Consider the following 20,992-nt stretch of genomic DNA (forward strand, 5'->3'; position numbering starts at 1 on the left):
CGCCGTTTTAAAGGAGAGAAGGAGTCCATTCATCTGAGTGGACTCCTTTTTTTATTGGAGAAAGCCCAATGTTATAATATTCTTGTTATTTTGCCGTTTTAATAGTTCAGTATATTTCGAAAAAGAATGTGTTATGAGCAGTATCTATGATTCTCGTCAACGGCTTAAATTCGTTTTTATTTTTGCTGCTATCCTGATTGCTATAGCTTCTGTTGTTGTGTCGGATATGTTGATTAAAAATCTGGCACAGGAAGAACGTCAAAATATAGAAGTATGGGCGGAGGCTACCCGTGTCGTGACAAGTGAGAATCCCAGTTTGAATATGAAGCTGATATTGCGGATTATTCAAGGTAATACGTCTATACCGGTTCTTTTATGTAACGAAAAGGATAGTGTTATTGCTAATAAAAATATTGATCTGCCAGAGAAAGATGTTGACACTTTTTTAAAAAACAAACTTCACGAACTGAAAGGAAAGAATCAACCTATCCCTATAGACTTGGAAGATGGAACATACCAGTATTTATATTATGATGATTCTATTATATTGAAACGTTTGCTTATTTATCCCTATGCGCAGCTTACAGTTGTTTTTGTTTTTATTTTGATTGCTTTTCTTGCCTTGGCAAGTACAAAGCGGGCTGAACAGAATAAAGTATGGGTGGGGCTCTCTAAAGAAACTGCACATCAGTTAGGAACCCCTATATCATCTTTAATCGCATGGGTTGAGTATCTCCGGACAAAAGATATCGATCCCTCTTTATTAAGTGAAATGGAGAAAGATGTAAAACGTCTGGAGACAATAGCGGAGCGTTTTTCTAAAATAGGTTCTAACCCTGATCCTGTACCTGTAGATATAAATAATTCGATCCGTTCTGCTTTGAGCTATATGGGTACGCGTATTTCTTCCAAGGTAAAGATACATACATATCTTTTAGATACTCCGGTTTTGGTACTGATGAGTGACTCACTTTTTGCCTGGGTAATAGAAAATCTGACCAAGAATGCCGTGGATGCAATGGAAGGACAGGGCGAGATTTCTTTTCAGGTAGAAGAAAAAGACAAGGTGGTACGGATAGATGTGACGGATACGGGAAAAGGTATACCCAAGTCTAAATTCAAGACCGTATTTAATCCAGGCTATACAACTAAGAAGCGGGGGTGGGGATTAGGTCTTTCCCTGGTAAAACGTATAATTGAATCATATCATGGCGGAAAGATATTTGTGAAAAATTCGGAGCTGGGAAAAGGTACGACTTTTCGTATAGAACTTAGAAAATACAAAGGCTAATTTTGCTTATTATAAAAAATAACTACAAAGGTGTTGCATTTGTATTTTGTTTTTTCGTACCTTTGCAAGGTTTTTACACTAAAAGGCTTTGGGAAAGTTTAATTTATATAATGTAGATTTGAAGAATCTCACTCCGGGAGTACATGAATTTGAGTACTTGTTGGAGAATAAGTTTTTTGTGGACATTGATGGGGATCAGGTTCAGAAGGGCAAAGTAAAGGTTCATCTGACAGTGAAGAGGTCTTCTGTGATGTTTGAAATGAATTTCCAGATGGAAGGGGTAGTTATGGTTCCGTGTGATCGTTGTCTGGATGATATGGAATTGCCTATTGATACCCACAATCGTCTGGTTGTGAAATTTGGCAAAGAATATGCCGAAGAAAGTGATGAAGTGGTAGTGATACCGGAGGAAGAAGGAGCTATTAATTTAGCTTGGTTTCTATATGAGTTTATTGCTTTAGCAATTCCTATGAAGCATGTACATGCTCCGGGTAAATGTAATAAAGCCATGTCATCGAAATTAAAGAAACATACCGCCAGAAGTGCGGATGACTCGGAAGAAGAGTTTGAAGAGGAAGTTGGTGATGAAGACATCACTATGGAAGATGAAGTTAATGTTGACACTTCCGATCCTCGCTGGGATGCTCTGAAAGGCTTAATCGAAAATGATAACAATTAAATAAATAAAAACATGGCACATCCTAAAAGAAGACAAGGTAAGACAAGAACAGCCAAGAGAAGAACTCACGACAAGGCTGTAACCCCAACAATGGCTATTTGCCCAAACTGCGGCGCATGGCATCTTTATCATACTGTATGCGGCGAATGCGGCTATTACAGAGGTAAGTTAGCTATCGAAAAAGAAGCTGCCGTTTAAACGTTTGTCGGGACTTGAGCGGTTTTTGATAAACTAAAGAAATAGCCCTAAAAGTATTTTTAGGGCTTTTTTTTAATCAGAAGACGTGTTGTCTTTGTTTTATGCTTGAAAATAATGGATAATATGAATGCAGTAATAACAGGTGTTGGAGGATTCGTTCCGGAAGATGTATTGACAAATGAGGATATTTCCAGAATGGTTGATACAAATGACGAATGGATAATGACGCGTGTCGGTATTAAAGAGCGTCGCATATTAAAAGGAGAAGGGGTAGGTACTTCTTATATGGGGATAGGTGCTGTGAAGCAATTGCTTGAAAAAACAAATGTAAACCCGGAAGAAATCGAAGTGATTTTAACGGCTACTACTACGCCGGATCATCATTTCCCTACAACTTCTTCTATTATAGCTTACCATACAGGTTGTAAGAATGCTATGACATTTGATTTGCAAGGAGCTTGTGCCGGATTTTTATATGCTCTTGAAACAGGAGCTAATTATATACGTTCAGGACGTTATTCGAAAGTGATTGTAATTGCCGGAGATAAAATGACGTCAATAACCAATTATCAGGACCGTACTACTTGCCCTCTGTTTGGAGATGCATGTGGTGCTGTTTTACTGGAACCTACAACCGAAGAAATAGGGGTGATGGATACGATTCTTCGTACAGACGGAGTTGGATATCCTCATCTGATTATGAAATCGGGTGGTTCGGCTTATCCTCCTTCCCATGAGACGGTGGATAACCGGGAGCATTTTGTTTATCAGGATGGCAAGGTTGTATTTAAGTATGCCGTATCATATATGGCTGATGTTGCAGCAGAGATAGCAGAACGCAATCATCTGACACATGACGATATTTCTTGGATTGTACCCCATCAGGCTAATTTGCGTATCATTGATGCTACGGCAAAACGTTTGGGCGTGGATATGGACAAAGTAATGATCAATATCCAGAAATATGGTAATACCAGTGCCGGAACAATCCCTATTTGTTTATGGGAATGGGAAGATCAGTTAAAGAAAGGCGATAACCTTATTCTTGCGGCTTTTGGAGCCGGTTTTACCTGGGGAGCTATTTATTTAAAATGGGGATATGATGGAAAGAAAGCATAAATCCGGATTTGTGAATATTGTCGGTAACCCGAATGTCGGTAAGTCAACTTTAATGAACCGGCTTGTGGGCGAACGTATTTCTATTATTACGTCGAAAGCGCAGACTACGCGCCACCGTATCATGGGAATTGTGAATACCGAGGATATGCAAATAGTCTATTCAGACACCCCGGGAGTTCTGCATCCGAATTATAAGTTGCAGGAGTCTATGCTTAATTTTTCCGAATCGGCGTTGGGAGATGCCGATGTTCTGTTGTATGTGACAGACGTTATTGAAACAGTAGATAAGAATGAAGAATTCCTTCTGAAGGTTCAGAAAGTGGATTGTCCTGTTCTTTTATTGATAAATAAGATAGACCAGACAAATCAGGCAGACCTGGAAAAACTGGTTGCCCAGTGGAAGGAATTGCTTCCGAAAGCCGAGATTATACCTATATCTGCGCTTTCGAAATTTAATATAGATTACGTGAAACAACGGGTGGAGGATTTGATGCCCGACTCTCCCCCTTATTTCGAAAAAGACGCGCTGACCGATAAGCCTGCCCGTTTCTTTGTAACGGAGATTATTCGTGAGAAGATACTTCTTTACTATCAGAAAGAGATTCCTTATTCGGTGGAAGCCGTAGTGGAGCTGTTTAAAGAAGATGATGAAATGATCCATATCAAAGCTCTTATCATTGTGGAGCGTGATTCCCAGAAGGGAATTATCATAGGGCATAAAGGACAAGCATTGAAAAAAGTAGGAGCTATGGCCCGGAAGGATATCGAACGCTTCTTCGGGAAGAAAGTTTTCCTGGAAATGTTTGTTAAGGTAGAGAAAGACTGGCGTAACCGTGATAACATACTGAAGAATTTTGGTTATCAGTTAGACTAGGAAAATTTTGATTATGGGAAATATAGTAGCAATAGTTGGTAGGCCCAACGTAGGAAAATCCACTCTGTTTAATCGTTTAATAGGCACACGACAAGCCATTGTAAACGAGGAAGCAGGTACAACCCGCGACCGTCAATACGGTAAAGTGGAGTGGGGAGGTAGAGAGTTTTCGCTTGTTGACACGGGCGGATGGGTAGTTAATTCGGAAGATGTTTTTGAAGAAGAAATAAATAAACAGGTAGGCATTGCAATTGAAGAAGCAGACCTTATCTTGTTTGTGGTAGATGTATTAAATGGTATCACAGACTTGGATGTGGAAGTTGCAGAAATACTTCGTCGTTGTAAAAAGCCTGTTATTGTTGTATCAAACAAGGCTGATAACTTTGAAATACATGCGGCGGCGGCCGAATTTTATTCTTTCGGATTAGGTGACCCTTACTGTATTTCTGCTATCAACGGATCCGGTACCGGAGATTTACTAGACAAGATTATTGCTTCTTTGCCTCAGGATACCCCTGATGTTTTAGAAGAAGATTTACCCCGTCTTGCTGTAATAGGACGCCCGAATGCCGGAAAATCGTCACTTATAAATGCTTTTATCGGAGAAGATCGCCATATCGTGACTGATATAGCCGGAACAACCAGGGATTCTATTTATACCAAGTATAATAAATTCGGTTTGAACTTTTATCTGGTCGATACGGCCGGAATCCGTAAAAAAGGGAAAGTAAACGAAGATCTGGAATATTATTCTGTGATCCGTTCTATCCGTGCTATTGAAAATTCGGATGTATGTATTTTGATGCTGGATGCAACCCGTGGTATCGAAAGCCAGGATATGAATATCTTTTCTTTGGTACAGAAAAATAAGAAAGGTTTGGTTGTCTGTGTAAATAAGTGGGATTTGGTGGAAGATAAGAGCCAGAAGGTAATTACCTCATATACCAATGCAATCCGTGAACGTCTGGCGCCGTTTACCGACTTTCCTATTTTGTTTATTTCAGCTCTTACCAAGCAACGTATTTTAAAGGTACTGGAAACAGCCAAAGAGGTATATAATAATCGTAAGAAACGTATTTCGACAGCCAAGTTGAATGAAGTTATGTTGCCTATCATCGAGAATTACCCGCCTCCGGCATGGAAAGGAAAGTATATCAAAATTAAATATATTACCCAGTTGCCTGCAGGAAGTATACCATCGTTTGTATTCTTCTGTAATTTGCCGCAATGGATTAAAGAACCGTATAAACGTTTTCTGGAAAATAAGATACGTGAAAACTGGGACTTTACCGGTACGCCGATCAATATATTTATTAGGGAAAAATAGCAAAATAATATAATACGGAAGGCTCATTTATCTGTCATAGCAGAATGAGCCTTTTTTATTGGATAATAGCTACATGTGTTTTTTTAATGTTAATTTAAGAAGGAATCCAGGGTGATTTAGTGAAAAAACATATACAATTATTAATGCCATATTGATGATTTGTGCTTGTGTTTCAAAAGATATGTCTTTTGAAGACAGAAGTCCCGTCTTAACATTCAAAAAGTATGCTCTTTTGTATGTGTTAAGACGGGACTTTTAAATATAAAAGATAGCTCTTTTAAGAAGCAAACTTTGCTGTATAGATTAGATGAGTTGCTGTATTTTATTTTGGATAGTTTAGTTATTTATAAAGTAATTGTTAAAAAATAAAATCAAATATTATTTTGTTTGGTAATTTAAAATCACGAACTTTACGCCGTATTGAAAAAATAACGTAGAAGCGTTTCGATATTATCTTGTTCTGAAATCTCGACAATTTCAACCAATCAAGATAATAGGCAAATGGCTCCTACGCTTATGTTTGTTATATATACCTACTCGGTGACGGGTGGATTATATACTTGCATAAAGCGTGGGATCATTGTACTATTATTGATTGGTGGGCAGTCGAGAGCCTCAGAACAGTGATAGACGATGGTTCTCACGCTTCTTTCATTTGTTAACACCGAACGGCGGGGACAGGGAGGAATAAAGATAATACTTATGGAGTCTGTTATAACTCGCTTAAAATCTATTTTTATAGTTTTGCTAAAGGTCATTTTTATTTTGCTTTCATGGATTTTAGCTTGTGCAGCCTTATCTACAGCTAAAAAATCTCTTATAGAGGAAGGGGCATCTCCAGTAGCGAGTGCCGTAGTGTGGATGGCTTTACCTGTTGCTACCATAAATGCTTTTGTTGTATTTTACAAAGGAAAAGTACTGAGAGTAAAATGCCTTGAAAAATTATTTCTTAAATTGAGGTTACTATTTAAAACATCTGATGACTCTCTAATTTTGTGGCAATTCTTTTTGTCTATTTTGCAAATAAGCTTGTTCTTGATTTTTTTGATTTTAACCTTTTACGGCTCATATCAAGCGATGTGGGGAGTCCATTATTTAATAGTTGGAGATATATGGGTTGCCTTTTTAGGAGGCTTAAGATTTCTATTAGGACTATCTGTGTGTTTTTTATCTAATTACTATTTTAAATCATAATAATATGTATTGTAAGAAATGTGGCAAGGAAATTCCAGGAAATAGTTTTTACTGTGAATTTTGTGGAAATAAAGTAAAAGGTGAGTCTGTGAATATAAACATGGATGTGATAATAACTTTTCTGAAATTAAGAACTAAAGAGTTATTTATATTTGGTATGTGGTTTTTGTTTAATAGTTTACTTTATTTGTTGATTGGAAATAAACGAGATTATGTTTTTGATCAATATGGATTTAATATATATCAAATATGTACTTTCATCGCTCCATTGTTTTATTGGGGATTTAGAGTAGGTATTAAATATTTATTGGGGCATAAAGATTTGACGTCTTCTAGAAAAATATTCTTGAGAATTATTTGTTTTTTGATAGGTTCTATTCCTGTGTTTTTTATATTTTTTCCTATTTCTTTAATTATAGGGGGATTTTCTCGAATGGACGCTGCTGACTGGTGTATGTTGAATCTAATATTGACAATAATAGCTGTAGAGTTTTTTTATAGAGATCTTTTTAAAAAGAAAGTCCAAAATGATATAAAATAAGAATGATAACGGTTTCAAATTCTATTGTTGCAGAGAATTTGAAACCGTTGTTTTATATAATGTAAAGTTTTTATCAGAACTTATTCAATTCTTTTCGGGCTTCTTCAACCATTGCTGTGGGGTCTTTCTGTGTTTCGGCAAGACCTTCCGGAGTAAACTGTGAAACCAGTTTGTTGAGTTTGTCCAGTTTGCTTTTATTATTTTTAGCGGCTAGCTCTTCGCGTAAAATACGGATCTTTTCGTAATCCTGAATGCCTTCGATAAGATGTTCCATACGAATGCTGCTACGTTCGGGATAAACAATGTAGCAATCTCCGGCAGCCCAAGTACGGAAGCGTGAATCGCGTAACGGATCGGCTGTCCAGCTGTTATAAGCCCAGCGAAGGTAACCATCATAATTGCCTGCCATAGCGTGCCAGCCAATCCAGGTTGCTTCGGCTGGTGCCGAAAACGTAAAGGTGTTAGGGAACGGTTCGGCACAACAGGTATAAACTGTACTGATTTTTCCTGCTTTTTCGCGGGTTGCTTTTATATCGGCGGGGAAATTGTTTCCATAACCGAGGCAGTAATCATACAGTTCCGGTTCTATTTCTTTATGATAGTTGCCGGCTAAAGATATTTTGAATTCGGGGTCTGCGTTACGAATAACTTTGATAGCTTCCTGCATAGCTTCCAGCCCACGTTCGTCCATAGCGATAGTTGTTTTATCAAACCAGCCTTTCTGGCGTAGGTGGCGTGAGAAGTCTTTCAGGAAACTGCCCCAGTAATCTTCATAATCGGCCTCGCCAGGTTTGGCCTCTACAAATTGAATACGGTTGGTTGCCTGATCGAAATAGTCGAATTTAAGTGCCCACGGGATCATTGTATAACAGTTGATCTGCTGGTCGATACCGATTTCGTTCATCATATATTCCACCCATTTGTCGAATATTGTATAATCGAATGTCCAGCTGCCGTCCAGGTTTTTCATACGGAAAACCATGCTGTCAAAATGGTCTTCGGTTTGTCCTGCCCATGGCTTGTGCATGATAGAGGTGGTGATGATTTTTTGTCCTGCATCAGCCAGCATCTTCATTACCGGACGCATAGCATCGAAATGCTCTTTGCTCCACAACGGTACATTATAGAAACGGGCTACCGCATAAGGGTTTTGCCACAGGTCGAGATGAAAGGCCCAGTCTTTAGGGGCAGGCAGAGTGCGGTTTAATACGTTAACTTCAATCTGCAGATTTACGGGAGCAATATCTTTTCCGGAAACAGTAAGGGTTCCTTTGTATTTGCCTGCTTTTGCATCCTGAGGCACCCAGATATTGACCCAGACAGGCTGTGTAGTGCGGGCTTTGATATCACGTACTTTTATTATGTCCAACATATCCGCAACAATGGACGAGTCCCATTCTGCTTTGTTAGCACGTCCGCCGCAAGCTCCTTTACGGTCTTTATTCAATTCATCAGTCATTACATAACGTACAAAATTTGTAGTGATGGCTGATGAAGGAATTACAGTTGAACCGTTTTTCAGATCGCTGACGTTTACTGTTACGTCTTCAATGTTTGTTTTTGTCCACAGAACAGCTTGCGCATTTATTCTTTCACCTTTCCATGCATCTGTTTGCCAACGGATGCTTTTTGTTACATCAGGGATGCTTAATTTGGGATAACGAACGTTTGTATTCCCCCAGCTAAATTGGAGAGTAGCCGGTAGTTTATTCCAAACAGCTTCGTTGTCATGAGGCTTTGTGTCAGTTAACTCCGTGAAATCGGTAGTAGTAGGAAACTGGTTGTTTTGCGCCGCTATGGAACTGCTGAGCGTCAGCATGGCACAAAGGATCATTAAGTTTTTCATGTGCGGAATGTTTAAATTTATATTATTCTTTTATAGTGACAAACTAATAGCTTTCCGTCGTCATCATGCAGATGCATTCCGTTTCCTTCGCAATAACGAAACATATTGCAGTCTGCGCATTCGCCTTGCTTTGCCCATTTACGGTCTCTGTAAGGCTTGAACTTGTTATTCCATACATCTATAAATTTATCTTTGTAGATATTGCCCTGGTGATAATTGGCCCTTATACTCGGACATCCTGATATGGAACCGTCGGCTAATACAGATGCGGTGTTGATACCTGCCGAACATTGGAATAAATGATCCCGTACTTCGGCTTCATAGTTTCCTAAGAAACCTTCGCATCCGTAGCTTGTATGTATCTTTCCTTCCTGGCGACAGTAGCGGATAAAGTTAAGTACCCATGAAAATTGTTCGTTGCTTAACTGCAATTCCGGTATGTTGGCTGCTCTTCCTACAGGAAAGACTGTAAATATACGCCAATTTTTCACACCGATTTCAACTAAGAAGTCTTTAAATAATTTCAGGTCTTTAAAATTGTGCTGGTTCACGCAGGTCACTACGTCCCAGACAATATCTTTTTCTTCGGCTAACATACATATGGCATTCAGCGCGTTTTCAAAACTTTTCGGATGTTGGCGCAGCCAATTGTGAGCTTCCTCAAAACCGTCCAGGCTGATTGTAATAGAATGGAGGCCGGAAGCCAGTAACGAATCCAACCGTTTACGGGTAAGTAGCAGTCCGTTGGAAACAATTCCCCAGGGGTATCCACGCCGGTATAGTTCCAGTCCGCATTCTTCTATATCTTTGCGAACGAGTGCTTCTCCTCCGGTAAAGATAACCAGTACTTTGTTTGGTTCTACATAAGGGGTGATGTCGTCTATTACTTTTAAAAAATCTTTTACCGGCATATCTGCTTGTTTTGCTGATACATGGCAATCACTTCCGCAGTGCCGGCAAGCTACATTACAACGAAGCGTACACTCCCAAAAAAGTGTACGCAATTCGTGTAGTTTTGCTCGGTTCCGCTTTAAACTTCTGAATAATTCCAGTGCTATACGTTTTCGAAATCCGGGACGTTTATCCATTTTATTATTATTTATAAGCTTTGTCTCTAAGTACAAAATTAAGTTCTTTTTTTCCTTTCCCTATCAGTAAATCTTTGCCTCCCGATAATGGAATATCTGCAAAATTGATGGTAACCGAATCGCCGTAATGGGCTTCCCTATTCCACCAACCCATATATAAAGATGCATAGATCGTATGTTCTGTAGCAGTTGCTTTGTCGTATGTGAGACTATAATTACCGTTGTAGTCGGTTATGGCAGGGTATGAATACGGATCATCCGGATTATTGAATGTGTATGATGGCAAGCTTGTAATCAATATACCTGCTAATGGGTATCCGTTCTTGTCTGTTACTCTGCCATAAACTGTATATAAAGTATACGGTGAAGTATGTGTGTCAACATATTTTTTCAGTGTTATTTTTATATCTTTCTCGACATTCCCTTCAAACCAGCGTTCTCCGTCTTTGAAATCTTCGCGGCTGAATGATACCAGTGTTGTATCATTAGCAAGAAGGCGTTCTTTGCCTTCTTCAGCAGAAGTGATAAAACGGTATTTGCTGACCGGAAAATCACTTTTTTTCAGTTCAAACGCACCTTGTTGGTTTGTATAAAGAGTATCACACTGTAGCCATTCATGGTTTGTATCAGGAGATTTTACCAAAATCTGGGCGTTAGATACAGGATTATTTTGTTCATCTGTTACTTTTCCTTTGATGTAGAAATGAGCATAAGGGCTTCCGTATTCGCAAATTATAATATTCTGATCATCCTCATTAGAGCAAGAGAATCCGAGTATGGTAAGGAGTCCGATTAATATGCTATTGAACGTCTTTAATATGATATAGGATAGATTTTTCATGTTGTTGTGTTTTTAAGATGTCTATTTCTCTTTCATTGTAATCGTGATGTCTTTTGTAACAGTGCCTTCAAACCAGCCCTTACTGCCTTTGTAGTCATCATTTGTTATTTTCATATCTACGGAATCTTTCTCAAAAGAACCATTGTTTATGCCATCTGTATCGGTAGCAATTACAGTAAGGCCGGAGATGGATTCATAACTGAAATTTGTGTCAAATTTTCCCGATTCGTTAGTTAATCCTGTGGCTAATGTATCAGTGTAACTTCCTTCTCCGTAGGGATAGTTGATTGTGCAATCGACTCTTATTCCTGATACCGGTTTACCTTTACTGTCCATGACTTTTCCTTTTATTTGGAAGTGAGCATAGGGTGCTCCATATTCTACTACGTTGTTGTTACAAGAGTTAATTCCCATTAATGTTAACAACAAAGCTAGCAAATTACCGATTTTTATCAGCCATGTGTGTTGGAAATTTTTCATGATTTCTCCTTTCATTATAATTAGTATATAATGATAAATACAAATGTAGATTAAATACTGCATACAAATCTTCTTTTTTTCTGATATTTTTATCCCTTAAAATACGTAACTTGCGCCCTCAATTATCCAGTTTAAATTTTATGAGAGATTTTCTGCGCGTATTAAGGCGTTTTGTGCCTCCTTACAAGAAGTTTATGGTAATGAATATCCTGTTCAACTTCTTATCTGCTATTTTGAATTTGTTTTCTTTTGCTCTGATTATTCCGATCTTGCAGATTCTTTTTAAGATCAACAAAGATACCTATGCATACATGGAATGGACATTTAATCCAGCGTCTCTGGAATCGTGGAAAGCAATGCCGGAAATATTGAAGAATAATTTCTTTTGGTTTGTTTCTGATATTATAGAAGTGCATGGAGGGTCATTTGCGTTGGTTATCCTCGGGCTTTTTCTAATTTTGATGACTTTCTTCAAAGTGGCAACAATGTGTCTGGCGTTCTATACCATGATTCCCATTCGTACGGGGGTAGTTCGTGATATACGTAACCAGATAAACCGGAAAATTACCCAATTGCCTTTAGGTTTCTTTTCGGAAGAACGCAAGGGGGATATTATCTCCCGTGTGTCAGGTGATGTAAACGAGATAGAGGCCTCTATAATGAGTTCGCTTGATATGTTGTTTAAGAATCCGATCCTGATTCTGATATACCTTGTCGGTATGGTTATGATTAGCTGGCAGCTTACTTTATTTGTACTGATATTGCTTCCGTTAGCCGGCTATGTGATGGGGCTGGTAGGTAAAAAGCTGAAACGGAAGTCGTTGGAAGGCCAACAGCAATGGGGATTTTTGATGAGCCAGATAGAGGAAACATTGAGCGGACTTCGTATCATAAAGGCTTTTAATGCTGAAAAGAAAATTCAGGAACGTTTCGAGAAAAGCAATGATATCTTTCGCCGTACTACCAATAAAATATATCGTCGCCAGCAAATGGCACATCCGATGAGTGAGTTTTTGGGTACTGTAACAATTGCTATTGTTTTATGGTATGGAGGTACATTGATATTGAGTGCCAATAGTCCGATAGATGCGCCTACCTTTATTTATTATCTGGTTATATTTTACAGTATTATAAACCCAGCCAAGGATTTGAGCAAATCTGTTTATTCTATACAAAAAGGATTGGCCTCTATGGAACGCGTGGATAAGATCCTCAAAGCTGAGACAGATATCCATGATCCTGAAAATCCGAAACCTATAAAACTGAATGAGCGTATTTCTTATAATGATGTTTGGTTCAAATACCAGAATGAATGGGTACTAAAAGGCATTGATCTGACAATAGCGAAAGGAAAGACGGTTGCCTTAGTTGGGCAGTCCGGTTCGGGTAAAAGCACATTGGTAGATCTGTTGCCTCGCTTTTATGATGTAAACAAAGGAGGTATTGAGATTGACGGTGTCGATATACGTGAAGCCACATTATATGATTTGAGAGCTTTGATGGGAAATGTAAATCAAGAAGCTATTCTTTTTAATGATACTTTCTTCAATAATATTGCTTTTGGTGTTGCCAATGCCACTCTGGCACAGGTGGAAGAGGCTGCCAGAATTGCCAATGCACACGATTTCATTATGGCAAGCGAGAATGGATATGATACGAATATTGGTGACCGGGGAGGCAAATTGTCGGGAGGCCAGCGTCAGCGTATCAGTATTGCCCGTGCCATATTGAAAAATCCTTCTATATTGATCCTGGATGAAGCTACTTCAGCTTTAGACACTGAATCTGAACGTCTGGTGCAGGATGCTTTGGAAAAACTGATGAAAAACCGTACTACTATTGTCATAGCCCACCGTCTCTCGACAATACGCAATGCAGACGAAATTTGTGTGATGCATGAAGGACAGATTGTGGAACGTGGACGACACGAAGAACTTTTGGAACTGGATGGTTATTATAAGCGCCTGTGTGATATGCAAAGCTTCTAACTTAAAATCCAACTTAAAATAAAAACGCATGAAAACAAACTACTTCCTGGCATTGATCACAATCTTTTTGCTTTTGTCTTGCGACCGGCTTCCCGAGGTAAGCAAGAATAAATCTTTGTCTTATCATTTTGATCAACCGGCCTGTATATGGGAAGAAACTTTTCCGTTGGGCAATGGCCGGTTAGGTATGATGCCGGATGGCGGGATAGATAAGGAGAATATTATATTGAATGAGATTTCGATGTGGTCCGGAAGTAAGCAAGATACGGATAACCCGGATGCATATTCGTCTTTGGCCGGTATTCGTAAGGCGTTGTTTGAAGGCCGGAATGATGATGCGCAAGAATTGATGTACAAATCATTTGTTTGTAAAGGTACGGGAAGTAATTATGGTAAAGGTGCTGACTCTCCTTACGGGACTTACCAGTTACTTGGGAATCTTTATTTGAATTACAATTATGCTAACAATGATACAGTTTCGGTTTATAGGAGAGAATTGAATTTGAACGATGCGATAGCTTCCGTTTCGTTTCAACGGGGCGGTGTCAATTATTTGCGCGAAGCTTTTACTTCTTTTGCCGGAGATATAGGGGTTGTCCATTTGGTTGCAGACGTTGATAAGGCATTGAATTTTACACTGGCTATGTCGCGCCCCGAACATTATAGTGTTTCAACGGAAGGCAATGATCTGGTTATGCGTGGCCAGTTGCCGGACGGAATAGATACTGCCGTCATGCGTGGAACACAATATGAATCACGCGCCAGAGTTGTTTTACCTAAAGGTGGCCGGATTGTGGCGGGAGATTCTACAGTAACAGTGCAGAATGCATCGGAAGCGATTATTCTGGTAAGTATGGCAACCGACTATTTTGATAAAGGCTATCGGAACCAGATATCGACTTTGTTGGCAAATGCAGAAAAGAAAGACTATTCGTTATTGAAGAAGGAACATTTGGCTTCTTACCGTAAATTGTTCGAACGTGTGGAGTTGGATTTGGGTAATTCTGTGAATGAGAAACTGCCAATGAACGAACGTTTGCAGGCATTTGCCGCAGATACGGGCAAGACGAAGGATACGGCACTTGCCGCTTTGTATTTCCAGTTCGGGCGTTATTTGCTGATATCATCTACGCGTCCCGGGTCTTTACCTCCTAATTTGCAGGGGCTATGGGCTAATACGATAGATACTCCCTGGAACGGCGATTATCATTTAAACATAAACTTTCAGATGAATCACTGGCCGGCTGAAGTGACGAATTTGTCAGAGTTGCACCTTCCCTTGATAGAATGGACAAAACAGCAGGTTGCCAGCGGCGAACGTACGGCAAAGTCTTTTTACAATGCCCGTGGTTGGGTGACACATATTTTAGGCAATCTCTGGGAGTTTACCGCACCGGGCGAACATCCTTCCTGGGGAGCTACGAATACTTCTGCAGCCTGGTTGTGCGAGCATTTATATACACATTATCTCTATACGAAAGATACCGCCTATCTGCGTGAAGTTTATCCTGTAATGAAGGGAGCGGCTCTTTTCTTTGTCGATATGCTGGTGCAAGACCCGCGTTCCAAATATCTGGTAACCGCCCCTACTACTTCTCCGGAGAATGGCTATAAGTTACCGAATGGAAATGTCGTAAGCGTTTGTGCCGGTTCTACAATGGACAATCAGATATTGCGTGAGTTGTTTACCAATACAATGGATGCTGCAACAATCTTGAACATAGATACTGCATTCGTACAGGAACTGGCCGAAAAGCGTGCCCGGCTGATGCCGACGACGATTGGTGCCGACGGTCGTATCATGGAATGGCTCGAACCTTATGAAGAATCGGAACCGCACCACCGTCATGTTTCCCACCTTTACGGGCTATATCCGGCCAATGAGATTTCAGTAACAAAGACTCCGCAACTGGCGGAAGCCGCCCGTAAGAGTTTGGCTGCCCGGGGCGACCAAAGCACCGGCTGGTCGATGGCGTGGAAGATCAATTTCTGGGCGCGGCTGCATGATGGCGATCATGCTTATAAACTGCTGGGCGATTTGCTTCATCCTTGTGTAGACCAGGGAACCAATATGGTGAATGGCGGAGGTACGTATCCTAATTTGTTCTGTGCCCATCCTCCTTTTCAGATCGATGGTAATCTGGGTGGTTGTGCCGGAATTGCAGAAATGCTGGTACAGAGCCAAAACGGCTATATAGAATTGCTCCCGGCTTTGCCGTCTGTCTGGAAGAATGGCAGCTTTAAAGGTCTGAAAGTACTCGGTGGCGGTGAAGTTTCGGCTAGATGGGTTGAGAACCGGTTGGCAGAAGCAAGCCTGAAAGCCGATGTTGCAGGAATATTCCGTATTAAGCTGCCTGCCGATTCGTCAAACCTGAGCATAAAGAAGAATCAAAAAGCGGTTTCGCTTCCTGTTGTCGATGGCATGCTGTCTGTCGATTTGCAGGCAGGTGATAATTTGCTCTTGGCCTTTTAATACAGAGGCAGGCGGTAAATAAAACCTATAGAAAGGCGTGCGGTGTTTTCGGGAGAGGCACTAAGCGCCTTTGCTTTTTCCGTCAGATTGTAAGCCCGTCCTGTTGCGGTAAGGAAAATATGCAAGTTGTCGTCTGCCATCGGATAAAACTCGATTCCTCCCTGATACCCCCATGCGGTACGGTATTTCCCTTTTTCAAGCCCTTCGCTGGATTTGTAGACCGAACCTGTTTCATACATCCCCTTGGCAAATAGCTTCCACTTCGGATGGAGACGGCATTGCACTTCGGCTACCAGCGAGAGATAGTCGCAATTCTTAGCTCTTATGGGGATTTCATCTTCTTCATCCGTTGGCGTCAGCTCCGTAATTAATCCTAAGGGATCTAATGCTCCACGTGAATACATTACGTCAAAGTAGGCATAGAAAGGCTCTGCATCTATATTCTGCCCGGCAAAGAAGTTGTACATGTATTTGCCTTGTGCCTGCTGGGCTGCCGAAACGGAATAGCGGAGGTTGATTAGTTCATCCAGATAACTGCTGTTCCAGTTCAATGTATAATACAAGGGGACTTTCGGTTTCTTTATTCCATCGGGCAGGCGGCCAAAGTCGTCTTCCATTGATCCCAGGCGGCTATTGGTTACCTGCAGCCTGATTTCTTGCGACCGGCTGGCTTCGTACCCCAGGCTTAAGCCCGTAAAGTAGCAAGGCAGGTATTCGTTTATGTCGCTGTATTCATAAATCAGTAAAGGGTTTTCGTCATATTCGTAGCCTCCGAAGAATATTTCCTGCTTGCCGGCTATCAACGTGAACTTATCGGATAGCTTGTAACCGATTAATGCATATTCGATAGATTCGTTCAGGTTTTCGAGTGGTTGGTTTTCATATCCGGCGTTTAACTTCTGGCGGTACCAGTAAAAAAGACGGTCGTTTACCTCACCGTTTATATCCACTTTAATATCTTTCATGCCGAAAGCGGCTTCGTCCGGCTTGCCGGACAAGAAGTCTGCATTGAACCCGGCGTGTATTTCAAGGTCGAGGTTGAATGCGTTGTTGCGTTTTGGTATTTTCGTCGCATACTCGAAAAGAGAAACAGTTGTGGAATCTCTTTCCGGAATTGGAGCTTGTGCCTTTGCCGGCATTACTCCCATGCCTGCTAAAAGGACCGGGAGAAGAAGGACGGATAGTCGTATCATTGTACCTTTACCTTGTTTTCTTGTTTTGTTTACGGGGGCAAAGGTACTAAATAATGTGGGAACTCTTCCTGCTTATAAGGTGACAGTGTCCCACCTTACCGCGTGGCAGTGTCTCACCTTACCGCGTGGCAGTGTCTCACCTTACCGCGTGACAGTGTCTCACCTTACCGCGTGACAGTGTCCCACCAAAAATAGTCTTGTTTCTGCTTTGCGGTGCGACTATTTTTCGGTCTCTTTCTCTGTCTTTCCCATGTGTTTCATCACCTTTGCATCCAGATAGAAGATGAGTTCTTCGGCAATGTTTGTACAATGGTCTCCGAAGCGTTCCATTTTGCGGATGACGCCGGCCATATATAGTCCTGCCAATGCACTGCCGGGATGTTGTTCGATATATTTGGCAATGGTTGTAGTGGAATGGTGGTTGATTTCGTCTATCAGATTATCTTTTATGAAGATGCGTGAAGCGATTTCGGAGCTTTCCTTGTCGAATGCTTCTTGTGCCAGGGAGATCATTTCGAGAAGTTGGTCGAGCATTTCTTGTACGCGTGTCTCTTTGATAAGTTGCGGATCGATAGGCTCACTCTCGGGCAGGTTGCAGGTAAAGCGGGCAATGCTTTCGGCAAAGTCGCCCAGGCGCTCCAGGTTTGTATTGATCTTGTACATGGCAAGCACAAAACGTAGATCTATAGCTACCGGTGCATAAAGGGCAATGATGTCTTCGCAATCGCTGTCTATCTTCAGTTCGAAGGCATTTACGCGGCGTTCGCGGCTGATTACTTTGTAGGCCAGTTCTTTGTCGCCGGTCAGCATGGCTTCGCCTGCATTGTAAATCTGTTGATGAACAAGGCTCCACATTTCGCTGACGCTATTCTTTAATGATACTATTTCATGTTCTATTACTTTCATATCCCATTTAATTATTACTTAACTACTCTCTGACTGCTAAACTCCTCAGACTCCTCAGCCGCCGGTTACCCGAAACGTCCGGTTATATAGTTCTGTGTCGATTCCTTTTCCGGATTGGTGAATATTTTACGCGTATCGCCATATTCGATTAATTCCCCCAGGTAGAAGTAGCCGGTTTTATCGCTTACACGGGCTGCCTGTTGCATGTTGTGGGTAACAATTACGATGGTATATTGCTCTTTCAATTCATGTATCAGGTCTTCGATCTTGCCGGTCGAAATAGGGTCGAGTGCCGAAGTCGGTTCGTCCATCAGCAGAATGGATGGCGAAATGGCCAGGGCGCGCGCAATACAAAGGCGCTGTTGCTGGCCTCCCGAAAGTGCGAATGCCGATTCGCGCAGTTTATCTTTTACTTCATCCCAAAGGGCTACCTGTTTGATGGTCTTTACAACAGTTTCCTCGATGTACGATTCATCATTGATGCCATTTACACGAAGACCGTATGCCACGTTTTCATAAATAGTCTTTGGGAAAGGGTTGGGTTTCTGGAATACCATACCTACGTTTTTTCGCAGTTGGTCTACTTTTTCACTCTTATCGTAGATGTTCCGTCCGTCTATGAAAACATTTCCGGTGAGGTGCGTATTGGGTATCAAATCGTTCATCCGGTTAAACAGGCGGAGGAAGGTAGACTTGCCGCAACCCGACGGGCCGATAAAGGCTACCGATGTGTGTGCTTCAATCTGCATCGAGATATGTTTCAGTGCATGAAAGTCGCCATAATAAAAGTCTACGTTTTGAGCATCAATCTTTATCATAATCTTGTTCTTAATTCATTTTTACTTTCTTGGCAAAATAGTTGCGTAAGGCATTTGCCAGCAGGTTTACAACCAATACAATCGCAATCAGTACCAAAGCCGTTCCGTATGCCATTCCGCGCGAAGCTTCGATATCGGTTCCGCTGGTTGAGATCACATACAAATGGTAGGGCAAAGCCATACACTGGTCGAATATACTCTTGGGAAGATGGGGCAGGAAGTAAGCAGCTACCGTGAAAAGGATAGGAGCCGTTTCGCCCGACACACGTCCGATTGAGAGTATCAGCCCGGTGATGATATTAGGGAAAGCCATAGGAAGAACCACACGGCGGATTGTCTGTAATTTGGTTGCTCCCAGAGCCAGGCTTCCGTGACGGAAGGAATCGTCAATGCTTTTAAGAGCTTCCTCCGTGGTGCGGATAATGAGCGGCAGAGACATCAACGCCAATGTGAATGAACCGGCTATAATGGAGTCGCCCCACCCCAGCGTGTTCACAAACAATGCCATGCCAAACAAGCCGAATACTACCGAAGGCACACCGCTCAGGTTATTTGTCATAATACGGATAAAACGTACGATCTTGCCGTTGGTTGCATATTCGTTCATATAGATACCACTCATAATGCCAATAGGGAAACTGATAAGGCTGCTGCCTAATACCAGATAGAGTGTACCTGCAATAGCCGGGTAGATTCCTCCGGCAGTCATGCCTTCTTCCGGTGCGGTAGTGAGGAAATCCCAACTGATAACACTGGCTCCTTTAATAATGATGAAGCCAAGAATCACAAACAAAATCGCAACTACAGAATAACTGAGGAAGGTGAAGGAACCGAAAGCTGTCTTTTGCGACAAACGTTTCTTGCGGTCTATATTTCCCAAATGCTGTATAGGTGTCATATCTTTTATTTGATTTTACGTTTTGATGAGATATATTCTACGGTAATACTTAGTACCAGTGTGATGATAAACAACACGGCTCCCAGTAAGAAAAGGGCTTCGTAATGGGCGCCTCCTGCCGGAGCTTCTCCTAACTCTGCCGCAATTGTAGCGGGAATGGTACGTACCGGCTCAAAGAATGAGGTTGGAATGATAGCCGCATTACCTGTTACCATCAATACGGCCATTGTTTCGCCTATCGCGCGTCCTATACCTAATACTACGGCCGAAGTAATACCGGATATGGAGTAAGGTATGATTACCTTATAAATAGTCTGCCATTGAGTTGCCCCCAGAGCCAGACTTGCTTCTTTCATAGCCCGTGGAGTGGTACGCATGGCATCTTCTGCTACAGTGATAATGGTAGGTAATGCCATGATTGCTAATACCACGCTACCAGCAAAGGCGGTTTCTCCTACGGGCAGGTCTAATATTTTTTGTATGAGAGGCACGATGACTACCAGTCCGAAGAAACCATATACAACCGAGGGAATGCCTGCAAGCAATTCAATTACCGGTTTCAGGAAAGAACGTGTCTTGATATTGGCTATCTCGGCCAGGTAAATGGCAACGGCCAGTCCGAAAGGAAGGGCTATTATAATAGCTCCGATACTGACTAATAATGTACCGAGCAAAAGCGGAATCAATCCGAAAATCGGCGCAGGGGTTGAGGTAGGATACCATTCGGTTCCGGCAAAGAAATCGGCAGGTGTAATTTTGTCACCCGAGATTACTGTGCCTTGAAAGTCTTTAGCCAGATATTGTTGGGGGAAGAATGCAATAATGCCGGGTTCTTTATTGACCAGTTCGCTTATTTTATCAGGAACGTATTGGAATTCATCGCCAAGTTCTTCTTCCGGATAGTAGTTGGTAAGGTCGGAGAAGCGGAATACAAGAATATCTTCATCTTTACCGCCCAATTCTTTCCAATTGGTTATTTCGGCATCGAAAACGTCCATGATCTTTTCCGGCGATAAATGCTTTACAGGATTGTCTTTATTAAGGGCAAGTACATAACCTTCTTCTACGACCGGGCTATTGAATAATCCCCCGGCTTCTTTGAAAAGGAAGACAATTATAAGTAAAATAGCGAGGCTGCTTATGCTGCCGCTTATCAGTAACCCTCCTTCAACTAGTTTTTCTATAAACTTTCTCACATTCTTTGCTCTTTATTCTAGCGCAAAGGAACGGTACGGATG

The 20,992-nt window shown here is 41.4% G+C and carries 19 protein-coding genes and 1 rRNA gene (1 of these 20 only partly in view); 11 read left to right on the top strand and 9 right to left on the bottom strand.

What is annotated here, in order from left to right:
• The 9 genes from rrf to ACYIB7_RS02065 form a co-directional block, all read left to right on the top strand.
• Window positions 1-8 (top strand): 5S ribosomal RNA (gene rrf, locus ACYIB7_RS02025) (it extends 103 nt beyond the left edge of the window).
• A 125-nt stretch (window positions 9-133) separates the two neighbouring features.
• The gene (locus tag ACYIB7_RS02030; protein ID WP_103983898.1) at window positions 134-1,291 is read left to right on the top strand and encodes a sensor histidine kinase; all 1,158 of its coding nucleotides are present in this window, start codon (window positions 134-136) and stop codon (window positions 1,289-1,291) included.
• A gap of 88 nt (window positions 1,292-1,379) precedes the next feature.
• On the top strand, window positions 1,380-1,970 hold the full coding sequence (locus ACYIB7_RS02035; protein ID WP_103983897.1) for a YceD family protein: 591 nt from the start codon (window positions 1,380-1,382) through the stop codon (window positions 1,968-1,970).
• Window positions 1,971-1,982: 12 nt separating this feature from the next.
• Window positions 1,983-2,168, top strand: a complete 186-nt coding sequence (gene rpmF / locus ACYIB7_RS02040; protein ID WP_099463619.1) for a 50S ribosomal protein L32 — start codon at window positions 1,983-1,985, stop codon at window positions 2,166-2,168.
• A 114-nt stretch (window positions 2,169-2,282) separates the two neighbouring features.
• Window positions 2,283-3,287, top strand: a complete 1,005-nt coding sequence (locus ACYIB7_RS02045; protein WP_099463618.1) for a beta-ketoacyl-ACP synthase III — start codon at window positions 2,283-2,285, stop codon at window positions 3,285-3,287.
• On the top strand, window positions 3,271-4,161 hold the full coding sequence (gene era, locus ACYIB7_RS02050) for a GTPase Era (RefSeq protein ID WP_103983896.1): 891 nt from the start codon (window positions 3,271-3,273) through the stop codon (window positions 4,159-4,161). The genes ACYIB7_RS02045 and era overlap by 17 nt, the downstream gene beginning before the upstream one ends.
• Window positions 4,162-4,174: 13 nt before the next feature.
• Window positions 4,175-5,488, top strand: coding sequence for a ribosome biogenesis GTPase Der (der, locus tag ACYIB7_RS02055; RefSeq protein WP_480337964.1), 1,314 nt, complete (start codon window positions 4,175-4,177; stop codon window positions 5,486-5,488).
• 702 nt (window positions 5,489-6,190) lie between these two features.
• Complete coding sequence (locus ACYIB7_RS02060) at window positions 6,191-6,682, top strand: hypothetical protein (RefSeq protein ID WP_480337966.1); 492 nt, start codon at window positions 6,191-6,193, stop codon at window positions 6,680-6,682.
• Window positions 6,683-6,686: 4 nt separating this feature from the next.
• Window positions 6,687-7,223, top strand: coding sequence for a hypothetical protein (locus tag ACYIB7_RS02065; RefSeq protein ID WP_480337967.1), 537 nt, complete (start codon window positions 6,687-6,689; stop codon window positions 7,221-7,223).
• Window positions 7,224-7,296: 73 nt separating this feature from the next.
• Here the strand turns inward: ACYIB7_RS02065 and ACYIB7_RS02070 are convergent, their stop codons facing one another.
• From ACYIB7_RS02070 to ACYIB7_RS02085, 4 genes are read right to left on the bottom strand one after another with little or no spacing between them, the layout of a single operon-like run.
• Window positions 7,297-9,069, bottom strand: coding sequence for a DUF4091 domain-containing protein (locus ACYIB7_RS02070; protein WP_480337968.1), 1,773 nt, complete (start codon window positions 9,067-9,069; stop codon window positions 7,297-7,299).
• 17 nt (window positions 9,070-9,086) lie between these two features.
• Window positions 9,087-10,157: a TIGR04133 family radical SAM/SPASM protein gene (locus ACYIB7_RS02075; protein WP_103983889.1), complete on the bottom strand. Its 1,071-nt coding sequence runs from the start codon at window positions 10,155-10,157 to the stop codon at window positions 9,087-9,089.
• Window positions 10,158-10,164: 7 nt separating this feature from the next.
• Window positions 10,165-10,998 carry a radical SAM-associated putative lipoprotein gene (locus ACYIB7_RS02080; RefSeq protein WP_103983888.1) on the bottom strand — a complete coding sequence of 278 codons (834 nt, stop codon included), beginning with the start codon at window positions 10,996-10,998 and terminating at the stop codon, window positions 10,165-10,167.
• A gap of 21 nt (window positions 10,999-11,019) precedes the next feature.
• The gene (locus ACYIB7_RS02085) at window positions 11,020-11,478 is read right to left on the bottom strand and encodes a radical SAM-associated putative lipoprotein (protein WP_480337970.1); all 459 of its coding nucleotides are present in this window, start codon (window positions 11,476-11,478) and stop codon (window positions 11,020-11,022) included.
• A 140-nt stretch (window positions 11,479-11,618) separates the two neighbouring features.
• Here ACYIB7_RS02085 and ACYIB7_RS02090 point away from each other — a divergent pair, with 140 nt between their 5' ends.
• Window positions 11,619-13,466, top strand: coding sequence for an ABC transporter ATP-binding protein (locus ACYIB7_RS02090; RefSeq protein ID WP_099463610.1), 1,848 nt, complete (start codon window positions 11,619-11,621; stop codon window positions 13,464-13,466).
• Between the two features lie 28 nt (window positions 13,467-13,494).
• Window positions 13,495-15,939 carry a glycoside hydrolase family 95 protein gene (locus ACYIB7_RS02095; protein ID WP_103983886.1) on the top strand — a complete coding sequence of 815 codons (2,445 nt, stop codon included), beginning with the start codon at window positions 13,495-13,497 and terminating at the stop codon, window positions 15,937-15,939.
• Here the strand turns inward: ACYIB7_RS02095 and ACYIB7_RS02100 are convergent.
• From ACYIB7_RS02100 to pstC, 5 genes are all read right to left on the bottom strand, one after another.
• Window positions 15,936-17,132 (bottom strand): porin, encoded by a 1,197-nt coding sequence (locus ACYIB7_RS02100; protein ID WP_480337971.1) that lies wholly within the window; start codon window positions 17,130-17,132, stop codon window positions 15,936-15,938. The genes ACYIB7_RS02095 and ACYIB7_RS02100 overlap by 4 nt on opposite strands.
• 219 nt (window positions 17,133-17,351) lie before the next feature.
• On the bottom strand, window positions 17,352-18,038 hold the full coding sequence (phoU, locus tag ACYIB7_RS02105) for a phosphate signaling complex protein PhoU (protein ID WP_099463607.1): 687 nt from the start codon (window positions 18,036-18,038) through the stop codon (window positions 17,352-17,354).
• A 65-nt stretch (window positions 18,039-18,103) separates the two neighbouring features.
• Window positions 18,104-18,856: a phosphate ABC transporter ATP-binding protein PstB gene (pstB, locus tag ACYIB7_RS02110; RefSeq protein WP_480337973.1), complete on the bottom strand. Its 753-nt coding sequence runs from the start codon at window positions 18,854-18,856 to the stop codon at window positions 18,104-18,106.
• 10 nt (window positions 18,857-18,866) lie between these two features.
• Window positions 18,867-19,754: a phosphate ABC transporter permease PstA gene (gene pstA / locus ACYIB7_RS02115; RefSeq protein ID WP_103983885.1), complete on the bottom strand. Its 888-nt coding sequence runs from the start codon at window positions 19,752-19,754 to the stop codon at window positions 18,867-18,869.
• A gap of 5 nt (window positions 19,755-19,759) precedes the next feature.
• Window positions 19,760-20,950 (bottom strand): phosphate ABC transporter permease subunit PstC, encoded by a 1,191-nt coding sequence (gene pstC / locus ACYIB7_RS02120; RefSeq protein WP_103983884.1) that lies wholly within the window; start codon window positions 20,948-20,950, stop codon window positions 19,760-19,762.
• Window positions 20,951-20,992 lie beyond the last annotated feature (42 nt).

The organism is Parabacteroides sp. KHUB-03 (assembly GCF_056640975.1).

Bases quoted from the DNA above. Each gene is read 5' to 3' on its own strand.
- ACYIB7_RS02030 (WP_103983898.1), top strand. From the start codon at position 134: ATGAGCAGTATCTATGATTCTCGTCAACGGCTTAAATTCGTTTTTATT.
- rpmF (WP_099463619.1), top strand. From the start codon at position 1,983: ATGGCACATCCTAAAAGAAGACAAGGTAAGACAAGAACAGCCAAGAGA.
- ACYIB7_RS02045 (WP_099463618.1), top strand. From the start codon at position 2,283: ATGGATAATATGAATGCAGTAATAACAGGTGTTGGAGGATTCGTTCCG.
- era (WP_103983896.1), top strand. From the start codon at position 3,271: ATGGAAAGAAAGCATAAATCCGGATTTGTGAATATTGTCGGTAACCCG.
- der (WP_480337964.1), top strand. From the start codon at position 4,175: ATGGGAAATATAGTAGCAATAGTTGGTAGGCCCAACGTAGGAAAATCC.
- ACYIB7_RS02060 (WP_480337966.1), top strand. From the start codon at position 6,191: ATGGAGTCTGTTATAACTCGCTTAAAATCTATTTTTATAGTTTTGCTA.
- ACYIB7_RS02065 (WP_480337967.1), top strand. From the start codon at position 6,687: ATGTATTGTAAGAAATGTGGCAAGGAAATTCCAGGAAATAGTTTTTAC.
- ACYIB7_RS02070 (WP_480337968.1), bottom strand. From the start codon at position 9,069: ATGAAAAACTTAATGATCCTTTGTGCCATGCTGACGCTCAGCAGTTCC.
- ACYIB7_RS02075 (WP_103983889.1), bottom strand. From the start codon at position 10,157: ATGGATAAACGTCCCGGATTTCGAAAACGTATAGCACTGGAATTATTC.
- ACYIB7_RS02080 (WP_103983888.1), bottom strand. From the start codon at position 10,998: ATGAAAAATCTATCCTATATCATATTAAAGACGTTCAATAGCATATTA.
- ACYIB7_RS02085 (WP_480337970.1), bottom strand. From the start codon at position 11,478: ATGAAAAATTTCCAACACACATGGCTGATAAAAATCGGTAATTTGCTA.
- ACYIB7_RS02090 (WP_099463610.1), top strand. From the start codon at position 11,619: ATGAGAGATTTTCTGCGCGTATTAAGGCGTTTTGTGCCTCCTTACAAG.
- ACYIB7_RS02095 (WP_103983886.1), top strand. From the start codon at position 13,495: ATGAAAACAAACTACTTCCTGGCATTGATCACAATCTTTTTGCTTTTG.
- ACYIB7_RS02100 (WP_480337971.1), bottom strand. From the start codon at position 17,132: ATGATACGACTATCCGTCCTTCTTCTCCCGGTCCTTTTAGCAGGCATG.
- phoU (WP_099463607.1), bottom strand. From the start codon at position 18,038: ATGAAAGTAATAGAACATGAAATAGTATCATTAAAGAATAGCGTCAGC.
- pstB (WP_480337973.1), bottom strand. From the start codon at position 18,856: ATGATAAAGATTGATGCTCAAAACGTAGACTTTTATTATGGCGACTTT.
- pstA (WP_103983885.1), bottom strand. From the start codon at position 19,754: ATGACACCTATACAGCATTTGGGAAATATAGACCGCAAGAAACGTTTG.